Genomic DNA, 15,386 nt, shown 5'->3' on the forward strand with positions numbered 1-15,386 from the left:
ATGGCTAAGTTGGCGGGGTGGGGCAGGGCGTTTGCATTCGCAGGTTGCATGACGATGGCCTGCGGTTCGTTCGCGGCAGAGCCATCGGCCACGTCAAAGCCGGCGGACCACCCCTGGCTGATCAAGGGCGATCGCGTCTTCGACGCACGCAGCGAACAGACCCATGCAGGCTGGGTGGTGCTCGTCCAGGGCGACAAGATTCTCGATGTCGGGCCAGCCGGGAAGGTCGCCGCGCCGCCCGGTACCCAGACCATCGACCTGCCCGGCACGACCATTCTCCCTGGCCTCATCGACGCGCACTCGCACATCTTCCTGCACCCGTATAACGAGACACCCTGGAACGACCAGGTGATGAAAGAGACGCTCGCCTTCCGCACCGTGGAAGCCGTGAAGCACGCCAACGACACACTCATGGCCGGCTTCACCGCCCTTCGCGATCTTGGCACCGAAGGCGCGGGCTACGCCGATGTCGACGTGCAGCGGGCCATCGATAAAGGCGTGATCCCTGGGCCGCATCTTTTCGTCGCCACGCGGGCCACGATCGCCGCCCATTGTTATGGGCCCGGCCCGCTTGGATTCCGCGACGACATGGACATTCCGCAGGGCGGCATCCCGGTGAGCGGGCCGGCGCAGATGCTGGATGCCGTGCGTGACCAGGCGGCGCACGGCGCGGACTGGATCAAGCTCTACGCCGATTACCACTGCGGCAAGGCGAAGGGCTCCGTGCCGACGTTCACCGAAGAGGAACTGAAGGCGGCGGTGGACGCTGCGCATGGCATGGGCCTGCCGGTAGCCGTGCACTCGACGACGGCCGAAGGCATGCGTCGCTCGGTCATGGTCGGCGTCGACACCATCGAGCACGGCTACGACGGCACGCCGGACGTCTTCGCGCTGATGAAGCAGCACGGCGTCGCGTACATGCCCACGCTCGAAGCCAGCGCGGCCACGTCGGAATACTTCGGCGGCTGGAAGCCGGGCGATCCGCCGACCGAATCCATGCAGAAGGCGGCACACGCATTCAAGCTCGCGCTCGATGCCGGCGTGACCATCGGCAACGGCAGCGACGTCGGCGTCTTCACCCACGGCGACAACTACAAGGAGCTCGCCTGGATGGTGCGCGACGGCATGTCTCCCGTGCGCGCACTCCTCGCTGCCACCGCTGTCGACGCGAAGGTGCTGCGCCAGCAGGATCGCATCGGCCAGCTGAAAGCAGGCCTCGACGCCGACATCATCGCGGTGCCGGGCGACCCCACGCAGGACATCGGCACGCTCGCCCACGTCGCCTTCGTCATGAAGGGTGGTGTGATCTACAAGCAGTCGTCGCCTCAGCAGTCGTCGTCTCAGTAGACGTCGGCCGTCTCCCGGCCGCTCGGCTTGACGTCGATCGGCTCGGGATCCGACGGTGGGTCGCCCTGGTCCGGCCCCGGCTCGCCATCGGCGAGCGGGATGTCGATTAATTCGCCGGGACGGCGCCCCCAGGTGCCCTCGGCGGTGTCGTAGTAGCCGGGCGACCAGTTGTGGCGGCGGGCGTTCTCCATATCGCGGAGCGTCTCGAACTGCACGCGGTACGGATAGGAGTCAAAGGAACCGTTGGGATTGTCAATGCGCATGGGGATGCCTCGGATCGCGCAGAACTCGCATTCCCGCCCGTCGCGAACTGCCGCGCAGGCTGGGTTTTCATTGGGTCGGGTGCACGCCGCGGATCCTTCACGCGGGGCAAATAAACGATGCGCCGCTGCGCATTAACGGCGCGTCGTTTCCTTGATGGATCAGCGTAAAGCGATGGTTACACCGTGAGCTTTTCGCTCAACGTCCACAGCCGTTCCACCGCCTCCGGGTCGATCGCCCAAGGACGCACGCCGACATCGTTGCTGACACGGCCCGGTGTGTTGTCCGCGTCGACCAGGACAGGCGACACCTCGACGTCCTCGCAATACACGCCACCCATGCCGTCGAGCTGAGGGCTCGTAGCGCACCAGACGCTGGTCGCCGCGCCCTGCGGCACGCTCTTGAATCCACGAGCAAGATCGACCACCGGGCGGCCTTCGTCGTCGATCGCCCCGCGAGCGCGCAGGTCGTCCTCACTCATGTGTCGAATGAGATCGGTGATGATCGCACCGGGATGCAGGGCGAAGGCGCGGATGCCTTCGGCTTCACCGCGTTTGTCGACGCCGAGCGCGAACAGCACATTCGCCGTCTTCGACTGGCCGTACGCCATCCACGGGTCGTACTCGCGACGTTCGAAGTGGGGATCGTCGAAGTCCACGCCGGCAAACCGGTGCCCGCGAGACGACACAGACACCACACGCGCGCCGTGAGCGCGCTTCAAGGCAGGCCAAAGCCCTGTCGTCAGCTGGAAGTGGCCCAGGTGGTTGGTCGCGAACTGCATTTCGTAGCCACGTGCGTCTCGGGTCAACGGCATCGCCATGACACCGGCGCTGTTCACCAGAATGTGCAGGGGCTCGCCACGGGCGAGGAAGCGCTCGACGAAGGCGTCGATGGAAGCGGGGTCGGCGAGGTCCATGGGCTCGATCTCGACGTCGATCCCTTCGAGGGTCTTCCGGGCCTTGGCCAGGTCACGGGCGGGGACGATGACCCGCGCTCCGGCGGCACGAAGCGCCCGGCTGGTCTCGGTGCCGATGCCCGAATAACCGCCGGTGACGATGGCGGTCTTGCCGGTCAGGTCGATACCGGCGAGCACCTCGTCCGCCGTACTGGCCATGCTGAAGCCGGAATGGATGGGGGTCTGGACGCTGGACATGGGGATCTCCTCGTAGGGTCCGGACAAGGTTAGGCCTCGCCATCCGAACGATGAATGCTTGAAAGTCCGTCATCCATGCTCAATCGTACGGGTATGGCTGACGATCCGATTTCCGAGGTACTGAGACTGGCCGATGTCGAGTCGGTGGTTTCCGGCGGCTTCACCGCAGGGGGCGACTGGGCAATTCGCTTCCCGCCGCCGGACAAACTCAAGTTTTTCGCCGCGCTGCGAGGCGGGTGCTGGCTGCGCCTGGACGAAGGCGCGACGGTGCGGATGGAAGCGGGCGACATCGTCCTCCTCGTCGCCGAGCGCGGCTTCGTGCTGGCCAGCGATCTCACCCTCCCGCCGGTCGACGCACGTGAGGTGTTCGCCGGTCGCACCACGCCGATCGTGGCGCTGGGCCAGGGCGATGACATGCTCCAGATCGGCGGCCATGTCCGCTTGCATCCGACCTACGCGCCGATGCTGCACGAAGCCCTGCCGCCGATGATCCACGTGCGCGGATCGGCGCCGGAAGCGGTGACCATGCGCTGGATCCTCGACCGGATGGTTGAGGAAAGTCGTGGCGATCTGCCCGGCTCCGGCATGGCGAGGACCCAGTTGGCCCACCTTCTGTTCGTGCAGATTCTCCGCGCCCACCTGTCGGCGGGTGGCCCGCTACAGGCCGGTTGGTTGCGTGCGGCGGCCGATCCTCGCCTGGGCGTGGCGCTGCGGATGATGCATGGCGAGCCTGGCAAGCCCTGGCGTCTCGACCAGCTGGCCAGTGCGGCGGCGATGTCGCGGACCATCTTCGCTTCCCAGTTCAAGGCGGCGGCGGGGGTGGCTCCTCTGGCCTACCTGGCGCGGTGGCGTATGAGGCTTGCGGAACGCGCCTTGCGCCAGGGCGACGTTCCTGTGGCCGTGCTGGCAAGAGACCTTGGGTACGCGTCCGAGAGCGCCTTCAGTCATGCGTTCAAGCGGATTGTCGGGGTTTCGCCGAGTCGTTATGCGGGGGCGGAGGTGTCGTTGTAGAAGGCCAGGGCTGGGGCGATCTGGTTTTCGCCGATGAATCGGCTCCTACAGGGAGGGTGTGTTTGGGATGGCATGGAGAGTATCGGGGCGAAGTGGCGCCGGTTCGGACGGCCTGGTGAAAGGCGGTCCGACCGAGACTTCGCTACAATCGCGTTTTGCCCAGCTCGCGATGCCGGCTCCGGGAGAAACCATGCACGTCCAACCAGAGACCCGCGGATGATCGACGGCACCCTGTTCGTGGTCGCCGCGCCCTCGGGAGCCGGAAAGTCCACGCTCGTCAACGCCTTGCTCGAGCGCGAGCCGGACATCTCGCTGTCCATTTCGCATACGACGCGGCCGCCGCGCGTGGGCGAGGAATACGGACGCCACTACTTCTTCGTAGAGCGAACGGACTTCGAGAGCGAGATCGCCGAGGGCATCTTCCTCGAACACGCCGAGGTGCACGGCAACCTGTACGGCACCTCACGCACCGTGGTCGAAGGCAAGCTCTGCGAAGGTGCCGACGTACTTCTGGAGATTGACTGGCAGGGCGCGCGGCAGGTGCGTAAGGGCAAGCCCGACTGCGTCAGCGTCTTCATCCTGCCGCCGTCGCGTGTGGAGCTGGAGCGCCGCCTGCGTGGCCGCGGCTCCGACGCCCCCGAGGTGATCGAGCGTCGCCTGTTCAACTCGCGCGAGGAGATCGCCCACGCGCACGAGTTCGATTACATCATCGTCAACGACCGTTTCGAGGACGCCCTGGCGGACCTCCAGGCGATCGTTCGCGCCGTCCGCCAGCGCACGCCTGCGTCGGCTCGCCGCCACGAGGCGCTGATCGAGGAGCTTCTCGCACCATGACCGACGACGCCATCGTCCGCGTACGCGGACTGACCACGGTCCTCAACGGCAAGACCATCTTCGACAATCTCGATCTGGACATCCCCCGCGGAAAAGTCACCGCGATCATGGGCCCCAGCGGCACCGGCAAGACCACCCTGCTCAAGCACATCACCGGGCAGATGCGCGGCGATGCCGGGACCATCGAGGTCGACGGTGAGAACGTGCCTTCGCTCTCTCGCGAGAAACTCTTCGAGTTGCGCGAGCGCATCGGCTACCTGTTTCAGAATTCGGCCCTGCTCACCGATTTCGACGTCTTCGAGAACGTAGCCTTTCCGCTGCGCCAGCACACCGAGTTGCCCGAAGAACTGATTCGCAACATCGTGCTGAACAAGCTCGAGGCGGTCGGTCTGCGCGGTGCGGCGCGGTTGTCGCCCACGGAACTGTCCGGCGGCATGGCCCGGCGCGTCGCCCTGGCTCGCGCCATCGTCTTCGATCCCGCGCTGATCCTCTACGACGAGCCCTTCGTCGGCCTGGATCCGATTTCGCTCAACCAGGTGCTCCTGCTCATCCGCACGCTCAACCACACGCTGGGCATTACGTCCGTGCTGGTAGCGCATGAGCTGGCCGCCGTGCAGAAGGTGGCCGATCACGTGTACCTCATCGCCAACGGCAAGGTCGTCGCGCAGGGTGCGCCGGCCACGCTGGCCAGTGACGGCTCGCCGTGGACCGCGCAGTTCTTCGGCGGCAAGATCGACGGTCCCGTCCCGTTCCAGTATCCCGCCGGCGACTACGCCACGGCGCTCGGTTTCCCAGGAGGCAAGGCATGACGACGGCCAGGAATGACAATGTCGTCGTCCGCAGCCTCACCCAGATCGGCGCCTGCGGGCTTTTCCTGCTGACGATCCTCGCGGCGATTCCCCGTAGCTTCCGCCACGGTCGCGAAACCGTCCGGCAGATCTGGTTCGTCGGCGCGATGAGCCTGACCATCGTGATGACCTGCGGCCTGTTCGTCGGCATGGTGCTCGGCCTGCAGTTGTATGACGTGCTCTCGATCTTCGGCGGCACCTCGGCCACCGGTACCGTCGTCGCTATCGCGATCTATCGCGAGCTGGGCCCTGTGGTGACGGCGCTGTTGTTCGCCGGGCGTGCCGGCACCTCGGTCACCGCCGAGATCGGCCTGATGCGCGCGACCGACCAGCTCGACGCCATGGAGATGATGGCGGTCGATCCCATCGCCTACGTCATCGCCCCGCGTTTCCTCGCCGGCGTGGTCGCGCTGCCCCTGCTCGCCGTGGTGTTCTGCGCCATGGGCGTGTTCGGCGGCCATCTGGTTGGCGTGACCTGGCTCGGCATCGACAACGGCACGTTCTGGTCGAACATGACCGCCACGGTGGATGTCCATAAGGACATCATCGACGGCGTGCTGCTCAAATCCTTCGCCTTCGGCATCGTGGTCTCCCTGATCGCGGTGTTTCAGGGCTACACCACGCCGCCCACCAGTGAAGGCGTCGCTTACGCGACAACCCGCACGGTGGTCGCTTCGTCCATCGCCATCCTGGCGCTGGACTTCGTCCTCACCTCGTTCCTGATCTGAGGCACCGGAGACCCGCCATGACTGTCCATTCCTTCTTTACCCGTTCGAGGATCGCGCCGTGACCCAGAGACGTTCCTATGCCTTCGGCACCGGCCTGTTCATCGTGCTCGGCTTCGCCGCCCTCGCTTACCTGGCCACGCAGACCACGTCGGTCGCCAACGCCAGCCAGGGCTCCAGCTACACGGTGGAAACCCACTTCGCCAACATCGGCCAGCTGAAGAACCGCGCGCCGGTGAAGATCGCCGGCGTCCGCGTCGGCTCCGTGCAGGCGATCGAGCTTGTTCCCGGCAAGGAAGAAGCCAAGGTCACCCTGTCCATCGACGACCGCCACAAGGACATCCCCGAGGATTCCGTGGCCACGATCTTCACCAGCGGCCTGCTCGGCGACCAGTACGTCGGCATCCAGTTCGGTTTGTCCAAGACCCCGGTCAAGGAAGGTGGCGAAATCGGCCTGACCCGTCCGGCGCAGCAGCTGGAAGAGATGATCGGCAAGTTCTTCGGTGGCGGCAGCGCCCCGGATCGCCTGGGTGGCACGTTCCATGTCACCGGCAACTTCACCAACGTCGGTGCCCTGCAGCCGGGCGCGGCGGTGAAGATGGCCGGCGTGCCGATCGGCAGCGTCGACGCGGTGACGATCAAGCCGGGCAGCAGCGAAGCCACGGTGACCCTTGCGATCGACAAGCGCTACTCCCAGATACCGGATGATTCGGCCGGCGCGGTGTTCACAAGCGGTTTGATCGGCAGCCAGTATGTTGCGATCCAGCCGGGCGGCTCGCCGACCTTCCTCGCCGAAGGCGACCAGCTGATCCTCACCCAGTCCGCACTCCAGCTTGAAGACCTGATCGGCAAGTTCCTCGTGAACGGCTCGCCGAGCGACAACAAATCCGGTGGCGCCTCGGGCGGCACCCAACCCGACAACTCCGGCAAGAAATAAGGCCGGAACCCAGGAGACATCGCATGTTGCGTCAGCTTTCCCTTGCCATTGCTCTGGCCGTCGGTGGCGTCATCGCCGCCCCCGCGTTTGCCCAGGACCCCGCGCCGGCGTCCGCCACCCAGGGTCCCGGCCCCGAGGCGATCGTGCAGACGATTTCCGATGACCTTGCCAAGGCCATCGAAGGTCACCAGGCCGAGCTCAAGAACGATCACGAGAAGCTGATCGCGGTCATCGACGACACCTTCCTGCCGCACTTCGATATCGACTACGCGTCGATCCTCGTGCTCGGCCAGAACGCCAGCAAGGCCACCCCGGAGCAGCGCCAGCGCTTCGCCAAGGCCTTCTACAACTCGATCACGCACCGTTACGCCGAAGGCCTGCTCAACTACACCCGTGGCCGCGTGAAAGTCCTTCCGTTCACCGGCGATCTCAACAACAAGCGCACCGTGGTCCGTACGCAGGTCATGCTCGACGACGGCAAGTCGGTCTCGGTCGACTACGCGTTCCGCAAGAGCGCCAGCGGCGACTGGAAGGCGTATGACGTGATCATCGAAGGGATTTCGTACATCTCGAACTATCGCAACCAGGTCGACGCCGAGATCAAGAAGGAAGGCCTCGACAAGCTGACCGCCGACCTCGAATCGAAGGGCGGTGCCGCGATCGACGATATCCAGAAGGATACCGGTGGCGCCAAGGGCGGCGCCCAGAAGTGATTCCGGCGTCGTTCTCGCTGACGACCACGGCACCGGGCACCCTCGGGGTGTCCGGTGCGTTGACGTTCGCCACGGCGGCCAGCGCGCTCGAGACGGCCCGTGCCGACCTCGACCGTAGCGGCCAGACCACGCTCGACCTCAGCGGCGTTACCCATGCGGATAGCGCCGGTCTGGCCACACTACTGGCCCTGCTGGCGCACGCCCGAACCCAAGGCAAGACGCTCGCGGTCGCCAACACACCGGAAGGCCTGCAGGCCCTGGCCCGCGTCTCGGGCGTAGAAAACCTGCTCTAACGCCAACGCCAGATCCCGGCTCCTGCTTGTGCGTGTATGTAGGAGCCGATTCATCGGCGATCGGCCGCTTGCCTCGACCTACCAACTCAAGCCGCCGCTTGCGTGAGGGGTGAGGCGCAGAGCCTTCGGCGCCCCGACGTAGCGGCACAGAGCCTTCGGTGCTCAGGCGGCGCGGCGCAGAGCCTTCGGTGCCCACCCTCGCTGCTCAGACACGTCCTCCGCGTTCCGTACCGGAAAGGCCGCTGCGCGGCCGTGTACTTATTTGGCCTACGGCCGCTCCACTTGTGCGGAACTCGCCTCGAGGGTGGGCACCGAAGACTCTCCCCAACCCTGAGGTTCGCGTGGGTCGAGCGAAAGCACGGCAGCATCGTCGGCAGGCTCGCAGGCAAGCAGGCACGCCGGTGGAGGCGCAGACGCGAGTAAGGCGTTCCGCAACCGGTTGCCCGCAATCGCTTCCGCATCGGCTGGGTGTTCCGGGAGCGCCCACGCCAACGGCTCTCCGCCCACTCCACCGTATCGTCGTGAGAGACCTTGGTGTCCACCCTCGATGCGAGTTCCGCACAAGTGGAGCGGCCGTAGGCCAAATAGATACACGGGCCGCGTGAGCGGCCTTTCCTTCTCGAACGCGGAGGACGTGTCTGAGCAGCGAGGGTGGACACCAAGGTCTCCCCGCGAGACGCCCAAGTGTTGAGAGCGATGGCAACGCCGAGCCCCGCGAAGCCGAAGGCGAGCCATGCGCGAGGCGCGAGGCGCGAGAGAATCGCCGGCCTGAAAGCCCGGAAATCAGGCATCAAGCGCACGAGCGACCAGGAAAAGGCTCCACGGAAATCGACGACGAACCATAAAAGAAGGCCCCTCGCGGGGCCTTCTCCTTACTCGGGCTTTTCGCCGTTCTGGCGTTCCCACTTGTGCTGCTCATCGAGCAGCTTGTCGGGATCGAAGCCCTGGTTGTCGTTCAGCCCCTGCATCTGTTCAATGACCGCGTCCGGCGGGTTGCCGTCGTAGATCTGGTACAGGCGCTGCTGGCGGTAGGCGTCACGCATGAACACGTACGGATCGTAGGCCGAGGCAAGGAAGCTCTCGGCATCGATACCGCGCGAGCGCAGGGTCACGAGATAGAGCGCCGACGGGATGTATTCCTGACCGTACTTGTAGCTGTGGTTGCGCGAGTAGTAGCTGAGCGGGTCGAAGAAATAGCTGTCGACCGGCAGGCGCCAGACGTCGCGGACCGTGGTCGGGCCGACCAGCGGCAGCACCAGGTAGTCGCCCTCGGGCAAGCCCCAGCGAGCCAGCGTCACGCCGAAGTCGTTGTCTTCCAGGGGAATACCGAGCAGGCTTGCCGGATCCTTGAAGCCGAGGAAACCGATCGTCAGGTTCACGACGAAGCGGCTGGTCGACTGGATCGCCTGCTTCGGACGAGCCTGCAGCAGGTCGTTGGCCACCGTGATCGGCAGCCGGATATTGGTGTAGAAGTCGCTGACCGCGGTGCGTACGGCCGGGGTGGTGACCTTCCGGTAGCCGACAGCCACGGGGCGAATGACCGCCTTGTCGAGCTTGTCGTTGAAGGCGTACATGTTCCGGTTGAAGTGTTCGTTCGGATCGTCCGTGCGCGGCGGTGCGATATGGCACGCGGCAAGCAGGGCGGTGGCGAACACGGCCAAAGCGGGTCTGGCGATCCGGGAGATCAGATTCAGGTGCATCGGGGCGACTTTGCGGGTGGGGCGATACTTTAGTGTACCGCTTGGTTTTATTATTTGCACTAATACCCGTCCATCCTGGCCAGAACCGCGCATGATACCCCTCCCCTGATTGCCAGCCAACCGGCCGGACCGGTAAACTGCCCGACCAGAAGTGTCTTTATTGTCAAGGATTTGAAATGGCCCGTATTACCGTCGAAGACTGCCTAGAGGTAGTCGACAACCGCTTTGAGCTGGTGCTCATGGCGACCAAGCGTGCCCGTCAGCTCTCCAAGGGCGCCGAGCCGACCATCGATCCCGCCAACGACAAGCCGACCGTGCTGGCCCTGCGCGAAATCGCCGACCGTCGCGTCAACGACGAGATGATCGACGAAATCGACCGTGCCGCCCGTGAGCGCGCCGAGCGTGAAGCCCTCGAGTGGGCCGCCACGGAAGTGGACGACGACCTCTCGAAGGGCGGGGATGACTGATGACACCGGGTCGCTGTCGGCCCTGTCATAAACGGAACACTGCGCACGTTGACGCGCGGCTGCTGAGGCCGCGTGCGGGAGGCTGCGCCGGCTAGGCGCGAGACCCTCCCATGGAAGTCGTCCCTGCGAAAAAACTGACCGACGTGGTCGATGATGGCTCGGTGCCGCCGTACGTGCAGGCGCTGGAAGATCGCGTGGGCGCCTACCTGCCCAGGGATCAGGTGCTGCGCATCCGCCGCGCCTTCCTGATCGGCGCCGCCGCGCACGACGGACAGACACGCAAATCGGGTGAGCCCTACATAACGCACCCGGTGGCCGTGGCGCAGGTCCTGGCCGAACTCGGCCTGGATGCCGAAACGATCATCGCGGCGATTCTCCACGACACCCTCGAAGACACCAAGCTCGCGCGCGACGAACTCGCCGGCGAATTCGGCGAGACCGTGGCTGAGCTGGTCGATGGCGTCACCAAGCTCGACAAGATGCGTTTCTCCAGCCGGCAGGAAGCGGACGCCGAAAGCTTTCGCAAGATGCTGCTGGCGATGGCGCGTGACCTTCGCGTCATCCTGATCAAACTGTCCGATCGCCTGCACAACATGCGTACGCTGGGCGCGAAAGACGGCGAGTCGCGTCGCCGCATCGCCCGCGAAACGCTCGAGATCTACGCCCCGATCGCACAGCGCCTGGGCATGAACAAGTTCAAGGCCGAACTGCAGGACCTCGGCTTCAAGGCGTTGTATCCGGATCGCCATCGCATCATTGGCGAGCGTATCCGTGCCGCGCTGGGCAACCGTCGCGAGGCGATGGCCAAGATCGAGATGGCCCTCGAAGGACGCCTTGCCGCCGAGAAGATTCCCGGCCGCGCGGTGAGCCGCATCAAGTCGGCCTGGAGCATCTATTCGAAGATGCGCGGCGAACACAAATCGTTCGCCCAGCTGATGGACGTCTACGGGTTCCGCGTCATCACCGATTCGGCCATGCATTGCTACATGGCGCTGGGCGCCGTGCACGGCCTGTACAAGCCGGTGGACGCCCGCTTCAAGGATTTCATCGCCATTCCGAAGGGTAATGGCTACCAGTCGCTGCATACCGTGCTGCTCGGCCCCTTCGGCGCGCCGATCGAAATCCAGATCCGAACGTCGGAAATGGAGTCCGTCGCCGAGCGGGGTGTCGCGGCGCACTGGGCATACAAGTCGGATTCGGGTCCAGCGAACAGCGCACAGGCGCGTGCCCGCGAGTGGCTTTCCGCGCTGGCGGACAGCCAGGCGAATACGCCTTCGGCCGCTGAGTTCCTCGAAAACGTCAAGATCGACCTGTTCCCGGATGAGGTCTATCTGTTCACCCCGCGCGGTGAGATTTTCTCGCTGCCGCGCAACGCCACGGCCCTGGATTTCGCCTACGCAGTGCATACCGACGTGGGCGACCACGCCGTCGCAGCGCGCGTCGACAAGAAGCTCGTGCCGCTGCGCACGCGCCTGATTTCCGGCCAGCAGGTAGAAATCATTACGGCGCCCTCCGCCGTGCCTAACCCGGCGTGGCTGGAAGCGGTCGTCACCGGCAAGGCGCGTACGGCGATTCGCCAGTACCTCAAACATCTGCAGCACGAGGACGCGGTCGACTTCGGTCACCGCATGCTCGATCGCGCGCTCGATGCGCGCGGCCTCAGTCTCGACTCCGTGCCAGCCGCCGCGCTCGATCGTTTCCTCGACGACGCCAAGCTGAAGCGACTCGAGGAGTTGCTCTCGGAGATCGCGCTCGGCAATCGCTTCGCCGACCAGGTCGCCACGCAGCTCGTCGCCCTGCTCGGGCCGCGTGAGGGCAGTCACCCGCAGGCACCGCCGGAGCACAACGCCGAGAAGATACGCATCAGTGGTGCGGAGCGTGGCGTGTTGAGCTTCGGCAACTGCTGTCACCCGCTGCCGGGCGACGAAATCGTCGGCTTCCTGTCGTCGGGCAAGGGCATCGTCGTCCATCGCGTCGAGTGCCCGAACGTGGTCGAGTTCCGGAAGACGCCCGAGCGCATCGTCGCCATCGAGTGGGACCGCGACGTGCAGGGCGATTACCGTGCCGAGCTGCGCATCGAAGTCCTCAACCGCCCGGGCGTACTCGCCACGGTCGCGGCCGCCATCGCCGACGCCGGCTCGAACATCGAAAACGTCGAATACATCGAACGCGACAGCACGGCCGCCACGCTGCTCTTCGCCATCGAGGTAAAGGATCGCAAGCACCTTGCCGACGTGATGCGTCGCGTCCGCCGCACCGGCGTGGTCAGCGGCGTTTACCGCCACCCGCTGTAAATGTGGGAGCCGGCTATGCCGGCGATGGTAGGAGCCGATTCATCGGCGAATGGGTGCTCGCGAAACCCTGGCCCGCTGCCGCGGGATCGCCGATGAATCGGCTCCTACAGAAAGCTGCGAGCATCCGGCCGGAGCGCATGCGATAGACTCGGAGGATCGATTCCCCGAGGAAAGTCCATGACCCGTAGCAGCATCGCCACCGAGAAGGCACCGTCGGCCATTGGCCCGTATTCCCAGGCCGTTCGCGCGGGTAACACGGTGTATTTCTCGGGCCAGATCCCGCTCGATCCCGCCACCGGCAATCTCGTCGAGGGCGATATCACCCTGCAGACCCGTCGCGTGTTCGACAACCTCGTCGCCGTGGCCGAAGCCGCCGGTGGCAAGCTGGCGGACATCGTGCGCGTGGGCATCTACGTGACGGACCTGGGCAACTTCGCCGCCGTGAACGCGGTGATGGCCGAATACTTCCAGCAGCCGTACCCGGCACGCTCGACGATCGAGGTCTCGGGCCTGCCCAAGGGCGCCCAGGTCGAAGTCGACGCGATCCTCGTCCTGCCGTAATCCTCGGCACGACCCGTGGCCCGAGGCGCAGTGACCACGCCGGCGACACCGCCGGCGGATCCCGGACGTGCACCGCTGACAACACTCGGCGGTGTCGGGCCCGCGCTCGCCGAAACGCTGGGCAAGCTCGGTCTGCGCGAGGTGCAGGACCTCTGGTTCCACCTGCCGCTGCGCTACGAAGACCGCACCACGGTCGTGCCCATCGCCGACCTTCGCCCGGGTGACCGCGCGCAGGTGGAGGGGATCGTCGAACACGTGGAGCGAGGCTTCCGCTTTCGTCCCCAGCTGAAGCTCATCATCGGCGACGATTCCGGTCGGCCCCTGCTGTTGCGCTTCTTCCACTTCCGGAAGTCGCAGGTGGATCTTCTGGCGAAAGGTACGCGGCTCCTTTGCTTCGGCGAAGTCAGGCAGGGACCGCAGGGATTGGAGATCGTCCACCCGCAATACCAGCGTATTGAAGCGGACGAGCAGGTCCTCGTCGACGAGCGCCTCACGCCGGTCTACCCCACGACGGAAGGTCTCGGCCCGCGTCGCCTCGCCAGCGTGATCTCACGTGCGCTGGCCCACTTGCCGACAGACGACCGCCTGGAATTGATTCCCGACGAGATCGGCCGTCCCATGGGTCTGACCTCGCTACGTAACGCCTTGCTTCATGTGCACCGCCCGCCACCCGACGTGGACCTGCGGCAGCTGGGGGAGGGCACGCATCCCGCACAACAACGGCTTGCCTTCGAGGAGCTGCTCACTCAGCACCTCACCTTGCGGCGCATGCGCGCGGCGGTGAAGAAGCGCAAATCGCCCGCACTCAAGAGTGCCGGTACCCTGCGCGACCGACTCCTCGCGGCACTGCCGTTCGCACTGACCAAGGCCCAGTCGCGCGTATCGAAAGAAGTCGCCCGCGACCTCGCACGCGCACATCCCATGCTGCGTCTGGTCCAGGGTGACGTGGGAAGTGGCAAGACCGTCGTGGCCGCGCTCGCTGCACTGGCGGCGATCGAGAGTGGCTACCAGGTGGCGCTGATGGCGCCGACCGAACTGCTTGCCGAACAGCACCTGCGCAACTTTCGTGCATGGTTCGAACCGCTCGGCCTCGAGGTCGAATGGCTGGCCGGCAAGGTGCAGGGCAAGGCGCGCAAGAGTGCACTGGCGCGTGCGGCCGGCGGAGCGCATGTGCTGGTCGGTACGCACGCACTCATGCAGGAGGGCGTCAGCTTCGCGAAGCTCGGCCTGGTCATCGTCGACGAGCAGCACCGCTTCGGCGTGCACCAGCGTCTCGCCTTGCGTGACAAGGGTGCCGAGGGTGATCTCATCCCGCATCAGCTTGTCCTCACGGCGACGCCGATCCCGCGCACGCTCGCCATGAGCGCCTATGCCGACCTCGACGTTTCGTCGATCGATGAACTGCCGCCGGGCCGCACGCCGGTGCAGACGGTCGCCATCTCCAACGAGCGCCGCTACGACGTCATGGAGCGCATCCACGCCGCGTGCATGGAAGGGCGCCAGGTGTACTGGGTGTGCACGTTGATCGAAGAGTCCGAACAGCTCAACGCGCAGGCCGCGGAAGTCGCCCACGCGGAACTGACCATCGCCTTGCCCGATCTCGCCGTCGGCCTGATTCATGGCCGCATGAAGCCGAAGGAAAAGCAGGCGGTCATGGACGCCTTCAAGGCCGGCGAACTTGCCGTGCTGGTCGCGACCACGGTGATCGAAGTAGGTGTGGACGTGCCCAACGCCAGCCTCATGGTGATCGAGAACAGCGAGCGCCTTGGCCTTGCCCAGTTGCATCAGCTACGTGGACGCGTCGGTCGCGGGGCCATCGCTTCCAATTGCGTGCTGCTGTACCAGAACCCGCTGTCGCGACTGGCGCGCGAACGCCTGCAGGTGATGCGCGAGACGAACGACGGCTTTCGTATTGCTGAGAAGGATCTGGAACTGCGTGGTCCGGGCGAGGTGCTCGGCACACGACAGACCGGCCAGCTGCAGTTTCGCATCGCGGACCTCACGCGCGATGGCCATCTCATGCCCGAGGTACAGCGTGTCGCCGAGGCGATGATGAAAGACCATCCTGCGCGGTGCGAGCGTCTGATCGCCCGTTGGGTAGGCGACGCAGCCCGTTACGTCGACGCCTGAAAAACCCCTTGTAGGAGCCGATTCATCGGCGATCCCGCGGCAGCGGGCCAGATTCTCGCGAGCACCCATCGCCGATGAATCGGCTCCCACAGAGAGCTCGCCGGTGAATCGG

The 15,386-nt window shown here is 65.4% G+C and carries 15 protein-coding genes; 12 read left to right on the forward strand and 3 right to left on the reverse strand.

Annotated elements, in window-relative coordinates:
• Positions 1-1,347 carry an amidohydrolase family protein gene (locus HB634_RS16550; RefSeq protein ID WP_213949376.1) on the forward strand — a complete coding sequence of 449 codons (1,347 nt, stop codon included), beginning with the start codon at positions 1-3 and terminating at the stop codon, positions 1,345-1,347.
• On the opposite strand, the gene HB634_RS16555 is transcribed toward HB634_RS16550, so the two are convergent.
• Both HB634_RS16555 and HB634_RS16560 read right to left on the reverse strand, forming a co-directional pair.
• Positions 1,341-1,610, reverse strand: a complete 270-nt coding sequence (locus tag HB634_RS16555; protein ID WP_063573859.1) for a hypothetical protein — start codon at positions 1,608-1,610, stop codon at positions 1,341-1,343. The two genes, HB634_RS16550 and HB634_RS16555, sit on opposite strands and share 7 nt — an antisense overlap.
• A gap of 176 nt (positions 1,611-1,786) precedes the next feature.
• A complete protein-coding gene (locus tag HB634_RS16560) occupies positions 1,787-2,761 on the reverse strand; it encodes an oxidoreductase (protein WP_213949377.1) in 975 nt (324 codons plus the stop codon).
• A 75-nt stretch (positions 2,762-2,836) separates the two neighbouring features.
• On the opposite strand from HB634_RS16560, the gene HB634_RS16565 reads away from it, so the two are divergent.
• The 7 genes from HB634_RS16565 (at position 2,837) to HB634_RS16595 (ending at position 8,122) form a co-directional block, all read left to right on the forward strand.
• The gene (locus HB634_RS16565) at positions 2,837-3,772 is read left to right on the forward strand and encodes an AraC family transcriptional regulator (RefSeq protein WP_213949378.1); all 936 of its coding nucleotides are present in this window, start codon (positions 2,837-2,839) and stop codon (positions 3,770-3,772) included.
• Between the two features lie 216 nt (positions 3,773-3,988).
• Positions 3,989-4,606, forward strand: a complete 618-nt coding sequence (gene gmk / locus HB634_RS16570; RefSeq protein WP_213949379.1) for a guanylate kinase — start codon at positions 3,989-3,991, stop codon at positions 4,604-4,606.
• A complete protein-coding gene (locus HB634_RS16575) occupies positions 4,603-5,415 on the forward strand; it encodes an ATP-binding cassette domain-containing protein (RefSeq protein WP_213949380.1) in 813 nt (270 codons plus the stop codon). The genes gmk and HB634_RS16575 overlap by 4 nt, the downstream gene beginning before the upstream one ends.
• Positions 5,412-6,182: a lipid asymmetry maintenance ABC transporter permease subunit MlaE gene (gene mlaE / locus HB634_RS16580; protein ID WP_063573600.1), complete on the forward strand. Its 771-nt coding sequence runs from the start codon at positions 5,412-5,414 to the stop codon at positions 6,180-6,182. Before HB634_RS16575 ends, mlaE begins: the two co-directional genes overlap by 4 nt.
• 58 nt (positions 6,183-6,240) lie before the next feature.
• Complete coding sequence (gene mlaD, locus HB634_RS16585; RefSeq protein WP_063573599.1) at positions 6,241-7,116, forward strand: outer membrane lipid asymmetry maintenance protein MlaD; 876 nt, start codon at positions 6,241-6,243, stop codon at positions 7,114-7,116.
• Positions 7,117-7,139: 23 nt separating this feature from the next.
• Positions 7,140-7,829, forward strand: coding sequence for an ABC transporter substrate-binding protein (locus HB634_RS16590; RefSeq protein ID WP_213949381.1), 690 nt, complete (start codon positions 7,140-7,142; stop codon positions 7,827-7,829).
• Positions 7,826-8,122 (forward strand): STAS domain-containing protein, encoded by a 297-nt coding sequence (locus HB634_RS16595; RefSeq protein ID WP_213949382.1) that lies wholly within the window; start codon positions 7,826-7,828, stop codon positions 8,120-8,122. The genes HB634_RS16590 and HB634_RS16595 overlap by 4 nt, the downstream gene beginning before the upstream one ends.
• Positions 8,123-8,994: 872 nt before the next feature.
• Here the strand turns inward: HB634_RS16595 and HB634_RS16600 are convergent.
• Positions 8,995-9,822, reverse strand: coding sequence for a VacJ family lipoprotein (locus HB634_RS16600; protein WP_213949383.1), 828 nt, complete (start codon positions 9,820-9,822; stop codon positions 8,995-8,997).
• A 176-nt stretch (positions 9,823-9,998) separates the two neighbouring features.
• On the opposite strand from HB634_RS16600, the gene rpoZ reads away from it, so the two are divergent.
• The 4 genes from rpoZ (at position 9,999) to recG (ending at position 15,274) form a co-directional block, all read left to right on the forward strand.
• Entirely contained in the window at positions 9,999-10,289 is a 291-nt protein-coding gene (gene rpoZ / locus HB634_RS16605) for a DNA-directed RNA polymerase subunit omega (RefSeq protein ID WP_046968048.1), read from the forward strand.
• 110 nt (positions 10,290-10,399) lie between these two features.
• Complete coding sequence (locus HB634_RS16610; protein WP_063573099.1) at positions 10,400-12,583, forward strand: bifunctional (p)ppGpp synthetase/guanosine-3',5'-bis(diphosphate) 3'-pyrophosphohydrolase; 2,184 nt, start codon at positions 10,400-10,402, stop codon at positions 12,581-12,583.
• A gap of 177 nt (positions 12,584-12,760) precedes the next feature.
• On the forward strand, positions 12,761-13,144 hold the full coding sequence (locus tag HB634_RS16615; protein ID WP_213949384.1) for a RidA family protein: 384 nt from the start codon (positions 12,761-12,763) through the stop codon (positions 13,142-13,144).
• 30 nt (positions 13,145-13,174) lie between these two features.
• Positions 13,175-15,274 (forward strand): ATP-dependent DNA helicase RecG, encoded by a 2,100-nt coding sequence (gene recG, locus HB634_RS16620; RefSeq protein ID WP_213949417.1) that lies wholly within the window; start codon positions 13,175-13,177, stop codon positions 15,272-15,274.
• The last annotated feature ends 112 nt before the right edge of the window (positions 15,275-15,386 follow it).

Origin of the sequence: Luteibacter sp. dw_328, assembly GCF_018449605.1 — a bacterium.
In the GTDB taxonomy this organism is placed as follows: domain Bacteria; phylum Pseudomonadota; class Gammaproteobacteria; order Xanthomonadales; family Rhodanobacteraceae; genus Luteibacter.